The organism is Rhodanobacter sp. MP7CTX1 (genome assembly GCF_014205795.1).
Classification (GTDB): domain Bacteria; phylum Pseudomonadota; class Gammaproteobacteria; order Xanthomonadales; family Rhodanobacteraceae; genus Rhodanobacter.
Map to the genome: position 1 here is coordinate 21,806 of NZ_JACHCN010000013.1, position 19,598 is coordinate 41,403.

Below are 19,598 nucleotides of genomic sequence, written 5' to 3' on the forward strand. Positions count from 1 at the left end.
GCAGGAGTTTCAATTCATGGCAGTGGTCAGCCCGGCGGTATGCAGTGTGAAGCAGGCTTTATCCGGCGCGATCGAGGCCGGCAGCGCAGTGACGGTGCGCGGCTGGGTCCGCACCCGACGCGACTCCAAAGCCGGCCTGTCGTTCGTCAACGTGACTGACGGCTCCTGCTTCGACCCGATCCAGGCGGTGGTACCGGCTACGCTCAGCAACTATGAGAACGAGGTGAAACACCTCACCGCCGGCGCCGGCGTGATTATCAGCGGTACCCTGGTGCCGTCGCAGGGCAAGGGCCAGAGTTTCGAGCTGCAGGCCGCCGAGGTGATCGTCACGGGCCTGATCGACGACCCGGAAACCTACCCGATCCAGCCAAAGCAGCACTCCATGGAATTCCTGCGCGAGGTCGCCCATTTGCGCCCGCGCACCAACCTGTTCGGCGCAGTAACCCGCGTGCGCCACACCATGATGATGGCGATCCATCGCCATCTCACCGAACAGGGCTTTTTCTGGATCAATACGCCGATCATCACCACCTCGGACGCGGAAGGCGCCGGCGACATGTTTCGCCTGTCCACGCTGGATCTGGCGAACCTGCCGCGCGACGACAAAGGCAAGATCGACTTCCGCAAAGACTTCTTCGGCCGCGAGGCGTTCCTCACTGTATCCGGCCAGCTCAATCTCGAGGCGTACTGCCTGGCCATGAGCAAGGTCTACACCTTCGGGCCCACGTTCCGCGCCGAAAACTCCAATACGCCACGTCATCTGGCCGAGTTCTGGATGATCGAACCGGAAATCGCGTTCGCCGATCTGGCCGCCGACGCCGATTGCGCGGAGGCGTTCCTCAAGGCGATCTTCAAGGCCGTGCTGGACGAGCGCGCAGACGACATGGCGTTCTTCGCCGAACGCGTGCAAGCGGATGCCATCAGCCGTCTGGAAGCATTCATCAGGGAGCCGTTCGAGCGCATCGACTACACGGATGCGATCACGATCTTGCAGAAGTCCGGCCAGAAGTTCGAATTCCCGGTGGCGTGGGGCGTCGATCTGCAGACTGAACACGAGCGTTACCTCGCTGAGAAACATATCGGCCGTCCCGTGGTCGTAATGAACTACCCGGAGCAGATCAAGGCGTTCTACATGCGTTTGAACGATGACGAGAAGACCGTCGCCGCGATGGACGTGCTGGCGCCTGGCATCGGGGAGATCATCGGTGGCGCGCAACGCGAGGAGCGACTGGACTACCTCGATCGCCGCATGGCCAAGTTCGGCCTCGATACCGCGACCTATGGCTGGTACCGCGACCTGCGCCGTTATGGCACGGTGCCGCATGCCGGTTTCGGCCTCGGCTTCGAGCGCCTGCTGGTCTACGTCTGCGGGTTGTCCAACATCCGCGACGCCATCCCCTACCCGCGTGCGGCCGGTACGGCCGAATTCTGAGCACTTTGCCCGCAATGACGTATCGACTTCCTGTCTTCGCCGCCGTGCTGGCCTGCACTGTTTTGCTGGGTGGCTGCCACAGCGTGAAAGCGCTGATTCCGCCGACTCTGCTGCCACCAGCGGAAGACACTGCTGCCGCTCTGAAACTGGCCAAGCAGCAGCTGCAACAGGCTTCGCCCTGCTGCAGCAGCTTTGCGGATTTCTCTTACCAGAACATGCTTCCATGGCAGCCGCAGAAGTTCACGCTGGGCAGCGGCAGCATGGTCGCCAACCTCAACAACGCGCACAGCTACTTCCTCGCGTTCCGCCTGCCGGACAACGCAAAACTGCCTTACCGGATCGCGTTGAAATCGGAATTGAATGGTCGCTGGCTACACTCCAGTTACCTGTTCGCGCCGACCATTGTGCTGCTCGATGCCGGCTTCCAGCCGATCGGTACCAACGACATCAACCTGTGCGAACACATGGGCTGGGGCAATGAAACCACCGGCGCGTTCGGCAGCGTCGAGGTCAGCAATGACAAGGCGCATTACGTGCTGGTCTACAGCTCGGCGGCGCAACAGTCGGGAAAGACTTATTGGGAACAATCGCCCACCGCGTTTTCCACCACCGCATCTACTCCGACAACAGTCCAGTTGGACAACACCGCCAGCTTCAGCGTGCCGCACGGACCGGACGGTACGATCTGGGTCGGCATGATGAACAAGACCTACGCCAAAGCCGTGGACAACGCGATCTGCAAAAAGCCCGCGCCAGGCGATGGTGTACTCAATACTCTGCGCGCCACGCTGCCCACCCCCTGGAGCAGCACCAGCAGCAGCGGTGGCAGCGGCAGCGGCAACAACAGCAACAACAGCAACAACACAGACACCGATACCAGCAACAAGACCGGCAGCAACAATATCCAATGATCATCCTGTATCTCGCGTTGCTGGTCGCCGGCGGCAGCCTGTTTGTGCTGTCTTACGTGGCGCAATTTCGCATCGCTGCGTTGATGCGCAGTCGCTATCCGCAGCACTGGAAGGTCGTTGCCGAACCGGAACACGGCAAGGCAAGCGCATTCCGCACCTGGGTTCGCATGCAGCATGTGTTGCGCTCACCTGCGCTACCAGCGCTGGAGGATGCGACCATCGACGGCTGGCAACGCATCTGGCGCTACAGCCCCTGGCTGGGCTGGGTATGCTGGCTGGCGGCACTCGCGATGCGCTTGCTGCTGCACTGACCACGAAGGAGTTTCTGCATGCAACTGAATCTGAGCGGGCGTCATGCCCTGGTGTGCGGCGCATCCCAAGGCATCGGTCGTGCCAGCGCAATCGAGCTGGCCGAACTGGGCGCCAATGTCACGCTGCTGGCGCGCTCCGGCGACGCGCTGCGGGCAGTCGCCGAGACTCTGCCGCGACCCTACGCCGGTCAGCGGCACGACTGGCGCAGCGTCGACATGCTGGATACGGCGGGCCTGCATGCGGCAGCCACCGATATCGCCGCCACCCAGTCAGTGCACATCCTCATCAACAACACCGGCGGCCCGCCCGGCGGCCCCGCGCATACGGCCACGCCGGACGCTTTCGAAACGGCGTTCCGTCAGCATCTGCTGGGCAACCAGACACTGCTGCAGGCGTTGTTGCCAGGCATGCGTGCCAGTGGTTACGGGCGCATCGTCAACGTGATCTCCACGTCGGTGAAAGAGCCGATCGTCGGGCTTGGTGTCTCCAATACCGTACGCGCCGCGGTCGCCGGCTGGGCCAAGACCCTGGCCGGCGAACTGGCTGCGGACGGCATCACCGTCAACAACGTGCTGCCCGGCTACACCCGCACCAACCGCCTTGATGGGTTGCTGGCCACACAGTCCAAGGCCAGCGGCCGCAGCGAGGATGAAGTCGCGCAGGGCCTGATGGCCACGATTCCGGCACACCGTTTCGGTGAGGCCAGCGAAATCGCGGCAGTGATCGCGTTTCTGTGTACGCCTGCTGCGGCTTACGTCAACGGCGTCAGCATTGCGGTGGATGGCGGTCGCACCCGTGCGCTGAGCTGATGTAGAGCGAGGGACGAGAGGCGAGTCGCGAGGGCGCCAAAACCGATCTGTGCGTGAAAACGATGTTGCGCCCTCGCTACTCGCCTCTCGTCCCTCGCTCTTCGTCCCTCGCCTTTGTGACACGCTGGTTTTAAGCTTGCCCTGATGCCTACCCTACGCTTAGCCAATCTGATTGACGGTCGCCTGCAGCCACCACTCCACGATGCATGGCTTGATGTGCATGAACCCGCCACCGGCGCGGTGTTTGCGCATTGTCCGGATTCCAGTGCGGCTGATGTTGACGCGGCGGTCGCTGCCGCCAGTCGCGCCGCGGCCGATTGGGCGAACACACCCATCGAAGAACGCGCACACCTATTGCATCGGCTTGCCGATCTGATCGAGGCGCGGCTGGAAGAATTCGCCGCACTGGAATCGCGCGATAGCGGCAAGCCGGTGAGCCTCGCACGCAAACTCGATATCCCCCGCGCGGTCAGCAATCTGCGCTACTTCGCTGCGGCGATCATGGGCTGGAGCAGCGAATCGCACGCGATGGAACCGGGCACGCTGGGTGCAAGCGCAATCAACTACACCTTGCGTCAGCCGCTCGGCGTGGTCGGCTGTATCAGCCCATGGAATCTGCCGCTGTATCTGTTCACGTGGAAGATCGCACCGGCACTGGCCGCTGGCAACACGGTCGTGGCCAAGCCCTCCGAGGTGACGCCCTGCACGGCTGCGCTGCTGGGCGAATTGTCGATTGCCGCAGGCTTCCCGCCCGGTGTGCTGAACATCGTGCAAGGTCGCGGGCCGACGGTCGGCCAGGCGATCGTGGAGCACCCTGCGGTACAGGCGATCTCCTTCACGGGAAGCACGATCACCGGTGCACAGATCGCCAGCGCTGCCGCGCCGCAATTCAAGAAAGTATCGCTGGAGATGGGTGGCAAGAATCCGGCTATCGTGTTCGCCGATGCGAATCTGGATGACGCGAACCTGGACACCATCGTGCGCTCGGGCTTCGCCAACCAGGGCGAAATCTGCCTGTGTGGCTCGCGCCTGCTGGTGCAGAAATCCATCTACGAAACGTTTCGCGAACGCTATATCGAGCGCGTGCAGGCACTGCGCGTCGGCGATCCGAACGATTCAGAAAGCAACCTCGGCGCACTGGTGTCCAGGGCACATTTCGACAAGGTGTCAGCCTGCATCGAACAGGCTCGTGTCGAAGGTGGCCATGTGCTGTGCGGCGGCCACGCGATCACCCTGCCCGGCCGCTGCGCGGACGGCTGGTTCATGGCGCCCACCGTCATTGAAGGACTGCCGTCGTCGGCGCAAACCAACCAACAGGAAATTTTCGGGCCGGTGGTCAGCCTGATTCCGTTCGAGGACGAGGCCGAAGCGCTCGCAATCGCCAACGACAGCCGCTACGGCCTGGCTGCATCGTTGTGGACACAGGATCTTTCCCGCGCCCATCGACTCGCCGGCCAGCTAGACTTCGGCATTGTCTGGATCAATTGCTGGCTGTTGCGCGATCTGCGCACACCATTTGGCGGAGCCAAGCAATCCGGAGTCGGCCGTGAGGGTGGCAGTGAAGCGCTGCACTTCTTCACCGAACCGAAAAATATCTGCATTCGTTACTGACGGAGATCGATCCATGCAAGCCACGCCGATGGAATGCCTACCGTGACCAACCCACTGCAAGAACTACTCGACGGCAACCGTCGATGGTCAGCCGCCATGAACGCGGCGGATCCAACATTCTTCGAACAGCTGGCCAAGCAGCAATCGCCGAAATACCTGTGGATCGGCTGTTCCGATTCACGTGTGCCGGCGACCCAGATCGTCGACCTGCCACCCGGTGAAATTTTCGTCCAGCGCAACGTGGCCAACGTGGTCGCGCACAGCGACCTCAACTGCCTCAGCACGATCCAGTTTGCGGTCGATGTTCTCAAGGTCGAGCACATCATCATCGTCGGCCACTACGGCTGCGGCGGTGTTCAGGCGGTGCTGGACGAGCGTCGGCTTGGGCTGGTGGACAACTGGTTGCGGCACGTCGGCGATGTGGCGGAAAAGCACTCCTCAATGCTCACCGCACTGGATCTGATGTCGGTTCGCAATGCACGTCTGTGTGAGCTCAATGCGATCGAACAGGTGACGAACACCTGCCGCACCACGATGGTGATGGATGCCTGGGAGCGCGGCCAGAGCCTCTCGGTGCATGCGTGGTGCTACAGCCTCGAGAACGGCCACATGAATGATCTTGGCATGCACGTCGATTCGCGCGCATCGCTACAGCCAGCCTATGAAGCGGCTTTGCAGCGATTGGTGCGGCCTGCGGTCGTGCGCCCGTGAACCAGGTCATCCGCACCGATGCCGCGCCGGCACCCGTAGGGGCCTATCCGCACGCACGCAAGGTAGGTGACCTGCTGTTCCTGTCTGGTGTCGGGCCGCGCCTGCCTGGCAGCAACGGGATTCCCGGCAACGTGCACGATGCCGATGGCCGGCTGATCAGTTACGACATCGAAGCACAATGCCGGCAGGTCTTCGCCAATGTGCGTGCCGTGCTGGAAGCCAGCGGCGCCGCGTGGACCGACCTGGTGGATGTCACCGTTTTTCTGACCGACATGCAGCGCGATTTTGCTGTCTACAACCGGCTGTACGCAGAGCATTTCGTCGGCGTCGATGCCTGCCGCACCACCCTGGGCATCACCGCGCTACCCACGCCGATCGCGATCGAGTTGAAGTGCATTGCGGCGCTGCCGCACGCTGAAACGCCTGCAAGATAGACGCACGTCGCACCGTGCCCATGAAAAAACCCCGCCGGTTGCACCAGCGGGGTTTCGATTCACAGCAATCCGAGCAAACTACTGCCCTGCCGTGCCAGCAGCTGCCGGAGCAGGCGGGGTGGCGGGCTGTTTCTTGGGGTACTTGCTCTTGTTCCTGGTGGTCTTGGTCTTGGTCGCCTTGGGGGCAGCAGCCGTACCGGCGGCAGCGGGTGCCGCCGCAGGAGCCATCTGCGCAGTCGCCGCCGGCGCGGCCTGCGGAGCAGCAGGCTGGGCCAGCACCGAACCGGTAAGAGCTACGCCCGCCACAAGCAATGAAGCGATTACAAGTTTACGCATCATGATGTTGAGCCTCGACGATTAGGTATCGCGGACCCGGCCGGAACCCGGCATCTCGGGTGGCGCGACGAGCAAACAATAGCAGCACTAAGGGAATATGACGCCTGAACACAACACGTAACTCCACCCCGAATCTGCAGGCGGGCATTTGACTTTCTTTTGCTCCAGATTGACACGTAACAACCTGTAATCGTTGCAAGCAGGTTGCCGCAGAGGATTGAACAATTCCTGCACGGCCAGTGCGATCCCACAACGAAAAACCCCGTCGGTTTACACCGACGGGGTTTTGATTCACCACAGATCAGCTGACTATCAGCCAGCGGTGCTGGAAGCAGCAGGAGCCGTCTTGGCAGGAGCCTTCTTGGTGTGCTTGGTCTTGTGCTTGGTGGTCGTCGCTGCCTTCGGAGCAGCAGCGGTACCGGCAGCAGCCGGGGCGGCGGCGGGAGCGGCCTGCGGGGTTGCCATCGCTGCCTGCGGGGCAGCAGCCTGAGCCAGCACAGAACCGGAAAGAGCCACGCCCGCCACGAGCAGGGAAGCGATCGCAAGTTTACGCATCATAGTGTTGAGCCTCGGACGATTAGGTATCGCGATCCCGGCCGGAACCCGGCAACTCGGGTGGCGCGACAACTCCACAATAACAGCACGAAGGGGGTACGCCACCTGAACGAAACACGGGATTTTCACCTCGCGTCTATACCCGGGCATTGACTTGCTTTTGCGCTAAATCCACCCGCAATAGCTTGCGATTATTGCAGGCTGATCTGCAACAGTTGACTGATCAAGTCCTGCACAGCGCGCGCTTTTACCTCGTCGAATTCGAAGGTCTCTTCGTCCATGTAATTGAGCTGCGAAAGTTCCAGTTGCACCGCCTGCACAGCCGCCTCGGGATTCCCGTATTGCCGGGTGATGTAACCGCCCTTGAAGCGCCCGTTGACCGCAAAACTGAAGCGCGACTGCGACTCCAGACACGCCTGCAATGTGGCTTGCAGAGTTGCACCGCAACTTGTTCCCGATGCTGTGCCAAGATTGAAATCCGGCAGTTGGCCTTCGAACAGCATCGGCACCCGGCTGCGGATGGTATGGCCTTCCCACAGCACTGCCCGGCCGTGCTCAGTGCACAGATCAGCAAGTTCTTTCGATATCGCCTGGTGATACGGCTGCCAGAAATCGTTTATCCGCTGTTGAACTTCGACGCTATCCGGCGTGTCGCCGTCCAGATAGAGCGGCTCGCCGTCAAAACCGATCGTCGACACCAGGCCTGTCTCGCGCTGGCCTGGATAGAGGGCGTGACCATCGGCGGGCCGGTTGAGGTCGATCACGTAACGCGACGCCATTGGCTTCAACAAGCTGGCGCCAAGCGCGTGCGCCAACGGCTCATACAGGCGCCCCACATGCCAGTCGGTATCCGGCGAACGCCGCGCCGCCGGGTGCATGCGCGCGGCAATCGCGTCGGGGATGAAGCTGCCGTCGTGCGGCAGGCTGATCAAGAGCGGCACGCGACCGCGCTGCAAGGTGTAGTTGGCCATACGCCACATTGTAGTGGCGATGGATGATGGCCACAGCCTGGGCTTAGCCCATCAGCACCAGTTCTTCTGCCGAGCTGGGGTGGATCGCCACGGTGGCATCCAGATCGCGCTTGTGCAGACCCAGTTTCAACGCCACGGCGAAGCCCTGCAGCATTTCCTCGACACCTGGACCCAGCGCATGGATGCCAACTACACGCTCGTCAGCACCCACGCAGACCAGCTTCATCAAGGTCTGATCGTGCCTGCCGGCCAGCTTCCATTGCATCGGGGTGAACCGGCTGCGATAAACGGTGACCTGATCACCGTGTTCGGCGCGCGCCTGCGCCTCGGTCAGCCCGACGATGCCGAGTGGTGGCTCGGCAAAGAGCACGCTGGGAATATTCCGGTAATCCATTTGCGCATCCGGCTGCCCCCCAAACAGCCGATCCGCCAGCAAGCGGCCGGCGGCAACGGCGACCGGCGTCAATGCCTTGTGCTCAGTGACATCGCCAACCGCAAGAATCCCCGTGATGTTCGTGTTCTGCCGGGCGTCCACCAGCACGTGTCCGCGCTTGTCGGTCTCCACACCGACCGTCTCCAGGCCCAAAGCCTCCGTATTCGGCACCCGCCCGACCGCCCACAGCAGCGCATCGTAAGGCCCGCGCAAACCCGTCTGGGAGTCGTCCAGCATGATGCCGTCGGCGTTACGATGCGCTGCCCGGACCACACTCTGCAGACTGATACGAATGCCTTGCACCTCCATCTGTTGCTGTAAGGCCTGCACCAGTTCGGCATCGAAATCCTGCAGCCACGACCCATGCGCCAGCATGTCCACTTCGGCGCCGAGTGCCCGCAGCAACCCGGCGAATTCCACCGCCACATAACCGCCGCCAACAATCGCGACGCGACGGGGCAGCGCACGTAGCGCAAAGATGTCGTCGGAGACCATGCCCAACTCGAAGCCGGGCAGCTCAAGCCGGCGCGGCCTGGCGCCGGTGGAAATCACGATCTGCGCAGCCTGCAACCGATCGCCATCCGACAATTCGATCGTATCGGCCGCGACAAAGCGTCCCGACTGACGCAGCAGCTGCACACCGGCTTCCTGCAAGCGCGCGGCATAGCGTTGCTCGATCACGTCGATGTAGCCCTGTCGCACCCCTCGAAAACGCTCCCAGTCGAGCGGCCCCGGCTGCGAGGCAAAGCCGAACTCGAGCGCAAGTTGCTGTGCCTGCGCCAATTGCGCGGCAAACCACAACGCCTTCTTCGGCACGCAGCCGCGGTGCACGCAGGTGCCACCCAGGCCAGCGGGATCGAGCAAGGCCACGCGGACGCCGTGCTGTGCGGCGCGGATGGCTGTGGCCAGGCCGCCTGAGCCGGCGCCCAACACGATCAGGTCATGGCTTGCGGTCATTGCTGCATCCTCGATGATTCATTGCGAAGCTAGCAGCAACGCGCCTACCTTGCCTCAAACTCACAAGCGCCTGCGCAACGCGCTCTACAAGCCAAAGCGTGCTGGCGCAAACGGTGTCGCATCGACTGGCGATGCCGGGCCGCCAAGCATCGACGCGATCAATTCGCCGGTAGCCGTCGACATGCTGACGCCGAGCATGCCGTGCGCCGTCGCGAGCAGCAGGTTCGACCAGCGTGTGCTCGGCCCGATGATCGGCACCTCATCCACGCTCATCGGCCGCCAGCCCCACCACTCTTCCAGCAACTGGGGACCTTCCGGCTCGTGCAGGCCGTTGGCCGCACCGCGCCGCAACGCATCGATCCGGGTGCGATTGAGGCCCTCGGCATAACCGGAAAATTCCATCGTGCTGCCCAGTCGGTAGCCGCTGTCCCAGGTCGTCACGCAGACGGCTGCCTCGCGCAGCACCAGCGCATGCTTCGGCGCCCGTGCGGGGCGGCTGTAGGTCAGCGAATAACCCTTGCCTGGCTGCATCGGCAGGCGCAAGCCCAGCGTTTTTCCCAGCAACGGCGACCATGCGCCGAGCGCCAGCACCACGCGATCCGCCAGGAACGCGCCACGACTGCTGTGCACCTGGCTGATGCGGCCATTGTCCGTAGTGAAGTTTTCAATCCGCGCGCCGGTCTCGATCACGCCGCCCAGCTCGCGCACGCGTCGCGCCAGTTCGGCCACGTAACGATCCGGACGTAACCGGGCATCGCCGGGATGAAACAGGCCGCCGACCACGCCAGGCTTCAGGGCGGGCTCCATCGCTTCGACGTCGTCGCCATGCAGCCTTTGCACCTCGATGCCAAGGCGATCCAGCATCGCGGCATGATGGTGTTCGTCGGCCGCGCGCTTTTTCGAGCTGCGATAGACGTACAGCACGCCTTCTTCGGTGAATTCGCAATCCAGTTTATCGTCGCGTACCAGCTCGCCCAGCAGCAGGCGTGAGCGCGACAGGATCGCCGAACGCGCCATCGTGGCGCGTTGGAAATCACCCCAGTTGCAGTGCCGTGCAAAGCCAAGCAGCCAGCGCAGGCGTGGCCCGTCAAACCGGGGATTGAGATACAGCGGAGCTTCCGCCGTGAGCATCGAACGCAGCGCCACACCGATCATTCCAGGCATCGCCAGCGGCGGTGCATGGCTGGGAGTGATCGTGCCGCAGTTCCCGTGCGAGCTGCCACAGCCGGGGGTGCCCTGCTCCAGCACGCGCACGCTGGCACCGGCCTTGAGCAAATAGAGCGCGCAGCTGAGGCCGACCACGCCGCCGCCAAGAATCAAGATATCGCTGTTTGTGGCATCCATCGGCCCATTCTAACGGTGCCGAAACACAGATCGCCTCGACGCCGGCGCAATCCGATCGAGCGCAACGCCCCGCAACCAGCTCCAGGAAGCTTGCCGCCCGATGGTTCGTCCAAATTCTGAGAACTTCCTTCCAAGTGATTGATTTGATAACCTCGGCGCCACTAACGCTGAGGTTGTTCCATGGGCTTGGATCCGGTTGCCAGCTTCGCGTCAACGTCATCGCCATGGCGCACGACGCGTCAGTTGCTGTTGGCGACCACCCTGCTATTGCTGGCCGCCTGCGCCAGCAGCCCGCATCGGCGCGAGGCGACCTTCAAGGATTCGCATTCCGCATTGGCCGATGAGCCGGCGCGGGCGCCTTCCGACGCGAGCGCGGGCACCGCGAACGATGTGTTGTTCCGTGCCATGGCACTGGTTGGCACGCCCTACCATTGGGGCGGCAACACGCCAGAAGGCGGCTTTGATTGCAGCGGTCTGGTCGGTTACGTCTATCGCCATGCTGCGTACATGCAGCTGCCGCACAGTTCACGCGAGATGGCCGCGATGAGCGGCCTGAAGGTTTCGAGGATGACCGACCTGGTCAGTGGTGACCTGGTGTTCTTCGGCAGCAGCGGCGGTATCAGCCATGTCGGCGTGTATGTCGGCAAGGGTCGCTTCGTGCATGCACCGAACAGCGGCGGTACGGTGCGGCTGGATGATATCGACGGGCCGTACTGGCGTGACCATTTTGAATATGGGAAGCGGTTGCTGGATTGAGCGACGGCTTCGTTTTCGTTGCATCGGATCCGATTGGATTTGAGGCGACGTGAACCCTCACCCCAACCCTCTCCCGATGGGAGAGGGTGCAAACGAAGAACGGCGCCCTCGGGCGCCGTTCGCTTTTACACAATAAGAGCGGGCACTCTACTCAGTGCGCGTCGGCGCCCGGCGCATGCGCGTGGCCGTGCTGGATTTCTTCTTCGGTGGCATCGCGCACTTCGCCGATACTCACATCGAAATGCAGGTCCTTGCCGGCCATCGGATGATTCAGGTCCACGTCGATCGTGCTCATGCCGACCTTGTGCACGGTTACTGCACGCTGACCGCCTTCCTTCAGCTGCAGTGCGGTCGCCATACCCGGCTTGAGGCGATTTGCCTGCGGGAAATACTTCTTCGACACGCGCTGGATCTGACCTTCCTGGCGTTCGCCGTAGCCTTCGGCTGCCGGCACATCCACTTGCAACGTATCGCCGGCCTCGTGGCCCTCGATCGCCTTTTCCAGGCCCGGAATCAGCTGGCCGTGGCCAAGCAGGATCCACAACTGTTCGTTGCGATCATGCGAACTCTCAACCTTTTCACCATCCACTGTCAGCGTGTAGTGGATCGCGATGACCTTGTCTTTGCCAGCCTTCATTGCCTGTCTCGTCGATGGGATCAAACCGGGGATTCTAGCAGCACCCCGGTCGGCAGCCCGGCATTGGCAGCCCGTGGTCAGGATGACCGCTTTACATCGCCGAAACCAACCCCGCGCGCTTCCGGACCCAACCAGGTGAGCAGCGCCAGCAACACGGCAACCGCGCCGATCCACAGCGACATCGACCACGCGAAATCGCCGCCATGCCGCTGCGCGATCCAGGTCTGCGCCGTGGCCGTGATCGCCGCCAGCAGATTGCCCATCTGGTAAGCAAAACCCGGCAGCGTGCCGCGCAGGTGATCGGGCGACAGCTCGTTGAGATGGGTCGGCACCACGCCCCAGGCGCCCTGCACCATCACCTGGATCAGGAACGCGCCCAACCCCAACAACAGCAGCGAGCCGCCGTACATCCACAACGGGATCACCGGTATCGCCAGCAGCGCGGCGATGATGATCGCCTTGCGCCGGCCAATGCGTTCGGAAAGTGAACCGAAGTACAGGCCACCAGCCAGCGCGCCAAGATTGAGCAGCGCGGCCAGCATGAAGGCGGTGGCCGAGCCGGCCGGGATGTGCAGATTCACCTGCAGGAAGGTCGGGTACATGTCCTGCGAGCCATGGCTGAACATGTTGAACGCAGCCATCAGGATCATCAGATAAAAGGCCAGCTTCCACTGCCCGCGCATCGACTCCAGCAGACTGCGCCGCGGCTGCGCGTTCTGCTGCTGCCACACCGTCGATTCGGGCACTTTGCGCCGGATATACAGCACCAGCAGCGCGGGCACGGCACCGACCACAAACAATCCGCGCCAGCCGATGTGGTCGACCAGAAGCCAGTTCGCCAACGCCGCGAGGAAAAAGCCGCAGGGGTAGCCGCTCTGCAACAGCCCGGAAATGATCCCGCGTGCCTTGGGTGGAATCGATTCCATTGCCAGTGACGCACCGATACCCCACTCGCCGCCCATCGCTATGCCGAACAGGAATCGCATTACCAGCAAGATCGTCAGCGACGGTGCAACGGCGGTGGCCAGCTCAAACACCGAAAACAGGATCACGTCGAGCATCAGGATCGGGCGCCGCCCAAAGCGATCGGCGAGCCTGCCAAACAACAGGGCCCCTAGCGGCCGTGCGGCGAGGGTCAGGAACAATGCATAAGTGACTTCGGCCTTGCCCACCCCAAACTCTTTGGCGACTGCAACAATCACGAACGTCAGCAGAAAGTAATCGAAGGCGTCCAGCGTCCAGCCGAGAAAACTTGCCAGAACCGTATGTCGCTGGGTGACGTTGAGTTCCCGCAGGGGTGCAAACAGCGACATCGGGCTTTCCTTGGATCGGATCGGCAGGTTGCCGCTATCGTATGCATGACAGAGGCAAAACGCGCAACGTCGGCGGCGCGCCAGCCACTGGACAAGTTGCAGACACCGGATCAGAGCCGGAGGCAGCACATCATCGGTACCCGATTGTTGCGAGATGGCGCCATTCGGCGCCCCGCCGGCGATCACGGCGCATCCATTCAGGTTGGCTATGGCAAAAACCAGACGCGACAGCCATTGACCGGCTATACTTGCCGGCGCAGTCGCTCTGACTGCTGCGACAACCGTCGCCCCTTCCCCCAGTTTGCAACACGGTATGAACACTCCGGGTTGCTCAGGAGTGTTACATGTCTTTCGATTCGCTGGGCCTTGCGCCCGCGTTGTTGCGTGCGCTTGCCGATTACGGCTACACCCAGGCCACCCCGATCCAGGCCGCCGCGATTCCACCGGCGCTGGAAGGTCACGACCTGCTCGCTGCCGCCCAGACCGGCACCGGCAAAACGGCTGCGTTCGCGCTGCCGCTGTTGCAGAAGCTGTCAACCAGCGGCCAGACCATGACGCGTCGCCCGCGCGCGCTGGTGCTTACCCCAACCCGCGAGCTCGCTGCCCAGGTGCATGAGAATCTGCGCGACTACGGCAAGCATATGCAGGTCAGCGCCACCACCATCTTCGGCGGCGTCAGCATGGGCCCGCAGATCAACGCGCTGCGTCGCGGCGTTGATGTCGTCATCGCCACGCCTGGCCGCCTGATGGATCACATGCAGCAGCGCACGCTGGATCTGTCCGGCGTCGAAACGCTGATCCTCGACGAAGCCGACCGCATGCTCGACATGGGCTTCCTGCCGGCGCTGAAGCGCATTCTTGCCGCGTTGCCGAAGAAGCGGCAGACGCTGCTGTTCTCGGCCACCTTCGCACCGGCGATCAAGACGCTGGCGATGGAGTTCATGCACAACCCGCGCGAGATCTCGGTGAGCTCGCCGAACACCGTGGCGACCCTGGTCAGCCATCAGGTGCATCCGGTCGATGCGTCGCGCAAGCGCGATCTGCTGCTGCATCTGCTGTCGGCCGATAGCCGCCGCCAGACGCTGGTGTTCAGCCGCACCAAGCATGGTGCCGACAAGCTTGTGACCTTCCTGAACGCGTCTGGCCTACGCACCGCGGCGATCCACGGCAACAAGAGCCAGAACGCCCGCACCCGCGCACTGAGCGATTTCAAGAGTGGCCGCGTCACCGTGCTGGTCGCCACCGACATCGCTGCCCGTGGCATCGATATCGAGCAGCTGCCGATCGTGATCAACTTCGATCTGCCGATGGTTGCTGAAGACTACGTGCACCGCATCGGCCGCACCGGCCGTGCCGGCTCCGAAGGTCTGGCCGTGTCGCTGGTCAGCCATGACGAATCCGGTCTGCTGCGCGACATCCGCAAGCTGCTCAGCCAGGATATCGCCCTCAACAACGTTGCAGGCTACGAGCCGTCGGCACCGCTGCGACTGGATGCCGGCGCACCGCGTCCGGTGCAGCGCCCGCAGCAGCGTGCACCGCAGCGCCAGCCGCGTCAGGGCAAGACCTCGACGTCGGCACGGCCGAATGGTTTTGCGCCGGCTGGCCGCGGCGATCACGCCGCCGGCAATCACAAGCGTCGCTCGAACCAGCGTCCGGCCGCCAAGGCTTGAAGCTACACGTAAGATGAGTTGGTGATACTCGAAAATGGCGGCCAGTGGCCGCCATTTTCGTTTGTGGCAACCGGATTTCTGCCGCGGCTTTGCGTTTATTGATCCGGCCCACAAGTGTTGCGTAAGAACCGTTCGCCCTGAGCGTGGCGCAGCAAAGTCGAAGGGCATCTGTGCACAACATCTTGAAGACGAAATCCATAGCGATGCCTATAGATCCGGCCCGTAAATAGTTTCCCGCGTGCCCTTCGACTTCGCTGCGCTACGCTCAGGGCGAACGGGATGGGCGAGGCAAACGGGGCAAACGTAGCAATTGCGGCCGAATCGATAAACATTCGCGGGATTCACAGCAAGCCCAAGGCCCGTGCGTGATGGCGCAGATGGTCGTCGATGAAGCTGGCGATGAAGTAATAGCTGTGGTCGTACCCGGGGTGCCTGCGCAACAGCAGCGCCTGTCCGGCCTCAGCGCAGGCCTGATCGAACAGCTCGGGTTTCAACTGGGTCTGCAGAAACTGATCGGCGTCGCCCTGGTCGATCAGGATGGTGCCGGGAAACGTCTGTCGCCGCACCAGTTCGCAGGCATCGTAGTCGGCCCACGCCCGGCGGTCGGGGCCGAGATAGCGTGACAACGCCTTGTCACCCCAAGGCACCTGACCAGGCGCCACGATGGGCGCGAACGCGGACACCGACCGGTAGCGCTGTGGATGTTTTAACGCGATGGTGAGTGCGCCGTGGCCACCCATCGAGTGCCCTAAGATCCCACTGCGCGCTACATCCACCGGAAAGTGCGCGGCGATCAATGCCGGCAACTCACTCACCACGTAGCTATGCATGCGAAACCGCGACGACCACGGCGCCTCGGTGGCATCGACATAGAACCCGGCGCCTTCACCGAACTCCCAATCACCGGTGGCACCGTCGATGCCGGTGCCACGAGGGCTGGTATCGGGCATCACCAGGACCAGGCCGTACTTTGCGGCCAGCCGCTGCGCACCGGCCTTGATCGTGGCGGTTTCCTCGCTGCAGGTCAGCCCAGCCAGGAAATACAGCACCGGGCACGGCTGCGCCGCTGCTTGCGGCGGTTGATAGACCGCCAGCCGCATCGGCCCGGCGCAGACGTCCGAGTGGTGCCGGTAAAAGCCCTGCACACCACCATGGCAGCGCTGTTCGGAGAGCGTTTCGAGCATGCCTTGGTCATCCTTATCTGGCTAATACCATCAACCCGAAGCATAACCGCGCGCCGCCGCTGCACCGCGTTCAGCTAGCGCGGCGACGCGCAAGCGTTGAGACTGGTAGAATGCACGGCTTGCGCCCCGCATTTCCGGTGCCGCTCCCTGTTTCGAGGTCCCCCCATGTCATCCCCCGTTTCCGACAACGCCCCGGTTCCGTCCGGCTTTGGCGCACTCGCTCTGCACCCCGACGTATTGCGCGTGCTGGCCGACGTCGGCTATGAATCGCCCTCGCCGATTCAGGCCGCGACCATTCCACCGCTGCTGGAAGGGCGCGACGTGCTCGGCCAGGCGCAGACCGGCACCGGCAAGACCGCCGCGTTCGCGCTCCCGATCCTGTCGCGTCTAAGCCCGCGCGCCGGCAAGCCGCAGGCACTGGTGCTGGCGCCGACGCGCGAATTGGCCATCCAGGTGGCTGAAGCTTTTCAGAAATACGCCACGCACATTCCCGGTTTCCAGGTGCTGCCGATCTACGGCGGCCAGAGCTACGGCCCCCAGCTGCACTCGCTCAAGCGCGGCGTGCATGTCGTGGTCGGCACGCCCGGTCGCGTGATCGATCATCTGGACAAGGGCACGCTGGATCTGTCCGAGCTTAAATATCTGGTGCTCGACGAAGCCGACGAGATGCTGCGCATGGGCTTCATCGACGATGTCGAGAAAGTGCTGCTGGCCACACCGCCGCAGCGCCAGGTCGCGCTGTTTTCCGCGACCATGCCGAGCGTCATCCGCAAGATCGCGCAGAAGCACCTGAAGGACCCGGTTGAGGTCACCATCAAGTCCTCCACCAGCACGGCGCCGAATATCCGCCAGCGCTACTGGTTCGTCAGCGGCATGCACAAGCTCGATGCGATGACTCGTATCCTCGAGGCCGAACCGTTCGACGCGATGATCATCTTCGCGCGCACCAAGCAGGCCACCGACGAGCTGGCCGGCAAGCTGCAGGCGCGCGGCTTGGCAGCTGCAGCGATCAACGGCGACATCGCGCAACCGCAACGCGAGCGGGTGATCCAGCAGCTAAAGGACGGCAAGCTGGACATCCTGGTTGCCACTGACGTGGCCGCGCGCGGCCTCGACGTGGATCGCATCAGCCACGTGATGAATTACGACATTCCGTACGACACCGAGAGCTACGTGCACCGCATCGGCCGCACTGGCCGTGCCGGGCGCAGTGGTGAGGCGATCCTGTTCGTCAGCCCGCGCGAAAAAGGCATGTTGCATGCGATCGAGCGTGCGACCCGCCAGCCGATCGAACAGATGCAGCTGCCCTCGGTCGACGTTGTCAACGACGTGCGCATCGGCAAGTTCAAGCAGCGCATCAGCGACATGCTGGCGGTCGGCGAACTGGGCCAGTTCCAGCAGCTGATTGAGCAGTACGAGCGGGAGCACAACGTACCGGCGATCGAGATCGCCGCCGCGCTGGCGCGCATCGCGCAGGGCGACCAGCCGTTGCTGCTGCCGCCGCAGCCGAAGCGCGAAAAATACGAACCGGCCACGCGCGAAAATACGTCGCGGGATCGCCCCTCACGTGAGCGGTCTTCAGCCGAGCGGGCACCACGCACGAGTAGCGCCCACGAACGCCGCCCCTCCGCCGAGCACGACAGCGCCGCCAGTCGTCCGCCGCGCGAGCACAAGCCGCGCGAGCATGCGGCGCGTGACGTCGCGCCAGCGCGTGACTTCGGCCAGCGGCCGGCGCGCGCGCATGCCACCGAGGAAGGCAAGCGCACCTACCGCATCGAGGTTGGCCACGAACATGGTGTGAAGCCCGGCAACATCGTGGGCGCGATCGCCAACGAGGCCGGCCTGGAAAGCCAGTTCATCGGACGCCTCAGCATCCGCGACCATTACAGCCTGATCGACCTGCCCGATGGCATGCCCGCCGAAGTCTTCGAGCATCTGAAAAAAGTCTGGGTCGTGCAACAGCAGTTGCGCATCCACGAGTGGGACGGCACCGACAACGATGCCGCCAGCGCCACGCCGCCACGAAAACCCGGCGGCTTCAAGAAGCCTGGCAGCTTCAAGCCAGGTGGCTTCAAGCCCGGCGATGGCAAACCACGGCACGCTGGTGGCGGCAAGCCGCCGCATCGCAAGTGATCCGCAGGCACCACGGATCGCCGTCGCCCGATCGTTTCGATCGGGCGACGCAACGTTTTCGTATGGCATTCGCCAGCAATGCTGGAAATAGCCGAAACGCCCATATGTCATGGCGATCCTCTTGAGATGATCCTGCCATGACCGCCCTGCCCAGCCTGTACATCTCCCACGGTTCGCCGATGACTGCCCTGCAACCCGGCCTGACCGGTGCGAGGCTGGCCGAACTGGCGGCAGCATTGCCGCATCCCAAGGCGATCGTGATCGCCAGTGCGCACTGGTTGGCGCGTCAGCCGCAAGTCGGTGGAGCGGTGCGGCCGGAAACGATTCACGACTTCTACGGCTTTCCGCAGGCATTGTTCGACATCCAGTACCCAGCACCGGGAGCGCCGGCGTTGGCGGCGAAGGTGGTGACCCTCCTGGACGCAGCCGGACTGGCGCCGACGCTCGATCCCGATCATGGCATCGACCACGGCGTGTGGGTGCCGCTGCATTTGCTCTATCCCGATGCCGATATCCCGCTGGTACCGCTGTCGATCCAGCCCGAGCTGGGGCCGGCACACCAGTACGCGCTCGGCCGTGCGCTGGCATCGTTGCGCGAGGAGGGCGTGCTGCTGATCGGCTCGGGCAGCATCACCCACAACCTGCGCGACCTGCGTGTCGGTTACAGCGATGAACGGCAGGCACCGTACGTGAAGCCGTTCATCGACTGGATCGAGCAGCGACTGGGCGCCGGCGACATTGATGCCCTGCTTGACTACCGTCATCAGGCCCCGTTTGCCGAACGCGCACATCCCACCGACGAGCACCTGTTGCCGTTGTTCTTCGCTCTCGGTGCGGCGGGAGCGAATGCGCATGCACAGCGCATCGACGCGGGCATCGACATGGGTCTGCTGGCAATGGACATCTACCGCTTCGATTGAGCCGGCTTCGATTGAGCCGTTGCGCATGGCGCAGCTGCCCGCGTAGGTTGGGGTGAGCGCAGCGATGCCCAACGCGATGCCCCGCGAGGTTCATGTTGGGCATCGCTGCGCTCACCCCAACCTACGTACGGCTCTTGTGGGAGCGACTTCAGTCGCGATGGCGCTTGTA

At 63.2% G+C, this 19,598-nt stretch carries 19 protein-coding genes; 11 read left to right on the forward strand and 8 right to left on the reverse strand.

The genetic code is table 11. The features are described from left to right. The first annotated feature begins 16 nt into the window (after window positions 1-16). From asnS to HDE77_RS15110, 7 genes are all read left to right on the forward strand, one after another. A complete protein-coding gene (gene asnS, locus HDE77_RS15080) occupies window positions 17-1,432 on the forward strand; it encodes an asparagine--tRNA ligase (RefSeq protein ID WP_184418577.1) in 1,416 nt (471 codons plus the stop codon). A 14-nt stretch (window positions 1,433-1,446) separates the two neighbouring features. Further along, window positions 1,447-2,343 carry a MalM family protein gene (locus tag HDE77_RS15085; RefSeq protein ID WP_184418579.1) on the forward strand — a complete coding sequence of 299 codons (897 nt, stop codon included), beginning with the start codon at window positions 1,447-1,449 and terminating at the stop codon, window positions 2,341-2,343. After that, window positions 2,340-2,654, forward strand: a complete 315-nt coding sequence (locus tag HDE77_RS15090) for a hypothetical protein (RefSeq protein ID WP_184418581.1) — start codon at window positions 2,340-2,342, stop codon at window positions 2,652-2,654. The genes HDE77_RS15085 and HDE77_RS15090 overlap by 4 nt, the downstream gene beginning before the upstream one ends. 18 nt (window positions 2,655-2,672) lie before the next feature. Further along, window positions 2,673-3,464: an SDR family oxidoreductase gene (locus HDE77_RS15095; RefSeq protein WP_184418583.1), complete on the forward strand. Its 792-nt coding sequence runs from the start codon at window positions 2,673-2,675 to the stop codon at window positions 3,462-3,464. A 144-nt stretch (window positions 3,465-3,608) separates the two neighbouring features. Continuing rightward, the gene (locus HDE77_RS15100; protein WP_184418585.1) at window positions 3,609-5,075 is read left to right on the forward strand and encodes an aldehyde dehydrogenase; all 1,467 of its coding nucleotides are present in this window, start codon (window positions 3,609-3,611) and stop codon (window positions 5,073-5,075) included. Between the two features lie 42 nt (window positions 5,076-5,117). Next, window positions 5,118-5,786 (forward strand): carbonate dehydratase, encoded by a 669-nt coding sequence (gene can, locus HDE77_RS15105; RefSeq protein WP_343206127.1) that lies wholly within the window; start codon window positions 5,118-5,120, stop codon window positions 5,784-5,786. Beyond that, window positions 5,783-6,220, forward strand: coding sequence for a Rid family hydrolase (locus HDE77_RS15110; protein WP_184418589.1), 438 nt, complete (start codon window positions 5,783-5,785; stop codon window positions 6,218-6,220). The genes can and HDE77_RS15110 overlap by 4 nt, the downstream gene beginning before the upstream one ends. Window positions 6,221-6,298: 78 nt before the next feature. Here HDE77_RS15110 and HDE77_RS15115 read toward each other — a convergent pair whose 3' ends face one another. The 5 genes from HDE77_RS15115 to HDE77_RS15135 all read right to left on the reverse strand — a co-directional run bounded on the left by HDE77_RS15115 (window position 6,299) and on the right by HDE77_RS15135 (window position 10,816). Further along, window positions 6,299-6,559, reverse strand: a complete 261-nt coding sequence (locus tag HDE77_RS15115) for a hypothetical protein (protein ID WP_184418591.1) — start codon at window positions 6,557-6,559, stop codon at window positions 6,299-6,301. A 309-nt stretch (window positions 6,560-6,868) separates the two neighbouring features. Next, a complete protein-coding gene (locus tag HDE77_RS15120) occupies window positions 6,869-7,114 on the reverse strand; it encodes a hypothetical protein (protein ID WP_184418593.1) in 246 nt (81 codons plus the stop codon). A gap of 188 nt (window positions 7,115-7,302) precedes the next feature. Further along, entirely contained in the window at window positions 7,303-8,082 is a 780-nt protein-coding gene (hutG, locus tag HDE77_RS15125; RefSeq protein WP_184418595.1) for an N-formylglutamate deformylase, read from the reverse strand. Window positions 8,083-8,125: 43 nt separating this feature from the next. After that, entirely contained in the window at window positions 8,126-9,472 is a 1,347-nt protein-coding gene (gene gorA, locus HDE77_RS15130) for a glutathione-disulfide reductase (protein WP_184418597.1), read from the reverse strand. A gap of 84 nt (window positions 9,473-9,556) precedes the next feature. Next, window positions 9,557-10,816 (reverse strand): FAD-dependent oxidoreductase, encoded by a 1,260-nt coding sequence (locus tag HDE77_RS15135; protein WP_184418599.1) that lies wholly within the window; start codon window positions 10,814-10,816, stop codon window positions 9,557-9,559. Between the two features lie 180 nt (window positions 10,817-10,996). Here HDE77_RS15135 and HDE77_RS15140 point away from each other — a divergent pair, with 180 nt between their 5' ends. Next, window positions 10,997-11,572 (forward strand): C40 family peptidase, encoded by a 576-nt coding sequence (locus HDE77_RS15140; protein WP_184418600.1) that lies wholly within the window; start codon window positions 10,997-10,999, stop codon window positions 11,570-11,572. Between the two features lie 151 nt (window positions 11,573-11,723). On the opposite strand, the gene HDE77_RS15145 is transcribed toward HDE77_RS15140, so the two are convergent. Together HDE77_RS15145 and HDE77_RS15150 are read right to left on the reverse strand one after the other, a co-directional pair. Further along, window positions 11,724-12,209 carry a peptidylprolyl isomerase gene (locus HDE77_RS15145; RefSeq protein WP_184418602.1) on the reverse strand — a complete coding sequence of 162 codons (486 nt, stop codon included), beginning with the start codon at window positions 12,207-12,209 and terminating at the stop codon, window positions 11,724-11,726. A gap of 77 nt (window positions 12,210-12,286) precedes the next feature. Continuing rightward, window positions 12,287-13,522 carry an MFS transporter gene (locus HDE77_RS15150; RefSeq protein WP_184418604.1) on the reverse strand — a complete coding sequence of 412 codons (1,236 nt, stop codon included), beginning with the start codon at window positions 13,520-13,522 and terminating at the stop codon, window positions 12,287-12,289. Window positions 13,523-13,866: 344 nt separating this feature from the next. On the opposite strand from HDE77_RS15150, the gene HDE77_RS15155 reads away from it, so the two are divergent. Then, window positions 13,867-15,192, forward strand: a complete 1,326-nt coding sequence (locus tag HDE77_RS15155; RefSeq protein WP_184418606.1) for a DEAD/DEAH box helicase — start codon at window positions 13,867-13,869, stop codon at window positions 15,190-15,192. 341 nt (window positions 15,193-15,533) lie between these two features. Here HDE77_RS15155 and fghA read toward each other — a convergent pair whose 3' ends face one another. Further along, window positions 15,534-16,376, reverse strand: coding sequence for an S-formylglutathione hydrolase (fghA, locus tag HDE77_RS15160; RefSeq protein WP_184418607.1), 843 nt, complete (start codon window positions 16,374-16,376; stop codon window positions 15,534-15,536). Window positions 16,377-16,541: 165 nt separating this feature from the next. On the opposite strand from fghA, the gene HDE77_RS15165 reads away from it, so the two are divergent. Further along, window positions 16,542-18,509 carry a DEAD/DEAH box helicase gene (locus tag HDE77_RS15165; protein WP_184418609.1) on the forward strand — a complete coding sequence of 656 codons (1,968 nt, stop codon included), beginning with the start codon at window positions 16,542-16,544 and terminating at the stop codon, window positions 18,507-18,509. A 137-nt stretch (window positions 18,510-18,646) separates the two neighbouring features. After that, a complete protein-coding gene (locus HDE77_RS15170) occupies window positions 18,647-19,429 on the forward strand; it encodes a class III extradiol ring-cleavage dioxygenase (RefSeq protein WP_184418611.1) in 783 nt (260 codons plus the stop codon). Window positions 19,430-19,598: the final 169 nt, after the last annotated feature.

What these genes read in the sequence shown, in the direction of transcription:
- asnS (WP_184418577.1), top strand. Translation starts at nt 17, where the DNA reads ATGGCAGTGGTCAGCCCGGCGGTATGCAGTGTGAAGCAGGCTTTATCC.
- HDE77_RS15085 (WP_184418579.1), top strand. Translation starts at nt 1,447, where the DNA reads ATGACGTATCGACTTCCTGTCTTCGCCGCCGTGCTGGCCTGCACTGTT.
- HDE77_RS15090 (WP_184418581.1), top strand. Translation starts at nt 2,340, where the DNA reads ATGATCATCCTGTATCTCGCGTTGCTGGTCGCCGGCGGCAGCCTGTTT.
- HDE77_RS15095 (WP_184418583.1), top strand. Translation starts at nt 2,673, where the DNA reads ATGCAACTGAATCTGAGCGGGCGTCATGCCCTGGTGTGCGGCGCATCC.
- HDE77_RS15100 (WP_184418585.1), top strand. Translation starts at nt 3,609, where the DNA reads ATGCCTACCCTACGCTTAGCCAATCTGATTGACGGTCGCCTGCAGCCA.
- HDE77_RS15115 (WP_184418591.1), bottom strand. Translation starts at nt 6,559, where the DNA reads ATGATGCGTAAACTTGTAATCGCTTCATTGCTTGTGGCGGGCGTAGCT.
- HDE77_RS15120 (WP_184418593.1), bottom strand. Translation starts at nt 7,114, where the DNA reads ATGATGCGTAAACTTGCGATCGCTTCCCTGCTCGTGGCGGGCGTGGCT.
- hutG (WP_184418595.1), bottom strand. Translation starts at nt 8,082, where the DNA reads ATGGCCAACTACACCTTGCAGCGCGGTCGCGTGCCGCTCTTGATCAGC.
- gorA (WP_184418597.1), bottom strand. Translation starts at nt 9,472, where the DNA reads ATGACCGCAAGCCATGACCTGATCGTGTTGGGCGCCGGCTCAGGCGGC.
- HDE77_RS15135 (WP_184418599.1), bottom strand. Translation starts at nt 10,816, where the DNA reads ATGGATGCCACAAACAGCGATATCTTGATTCTTGGCGGCGGCGTGGTC.
- HDE77_RS15140 (WP_184418600.1), top strand. Translation starts at nt 10,997, where the DNA reads ATGGGCTTGGATCCGGTTGCCAGCTTCGCGTCAACGTCATCGCCATGG.
- HDE77_RS15145 (WP_184418602.1), bottom strand. Translation starts at nt 12,209, where the DNA reads ATGAAGGCTGGCAAAGACAAGGTCATCGCGATCCACTACACGCTGACA.
- HDE77_RS15150 (WP_184418604.1), bottom strand. Translation starts at nt 13,522, where the DNA reads ATGTCGCTGTTTGCACCCCTGCGGGAACTCAACGTCACCCAGCGACAT.
- HDE77_RS15155 (WP_184418606.1), top strand. Translation starts at nt 13,867, where the DNA reads ATGTCTTTCGATTCGCTGGGCCTTGCGCCCGCGTTGTTGCGTGCGCTT.
- fghA (WP_184418607.1), bottom strand. Translation starts at nt 16,376, where the DNA reads ATGCTCGAAACGCTCTCCGAACAGCGCTGCCATGGTGGTGTGCAGGGC.
- HDE77_RS15165 (WP_184418609.1), top strand. Translation starts at nt 16,542, where the DNA reads ATGTCATCCCCCGTTTCCGACAACGCCCCGGTTCCGTCCGGCTTTGGC.
- HDE77_RS15170 (WP_184418611.1), top strand. Translation starts at nt 18,647, where the DNA reads ATGACCGCCCTGCCCAGCCTGTACATCTCCCACGGTTCGCCGATGACT.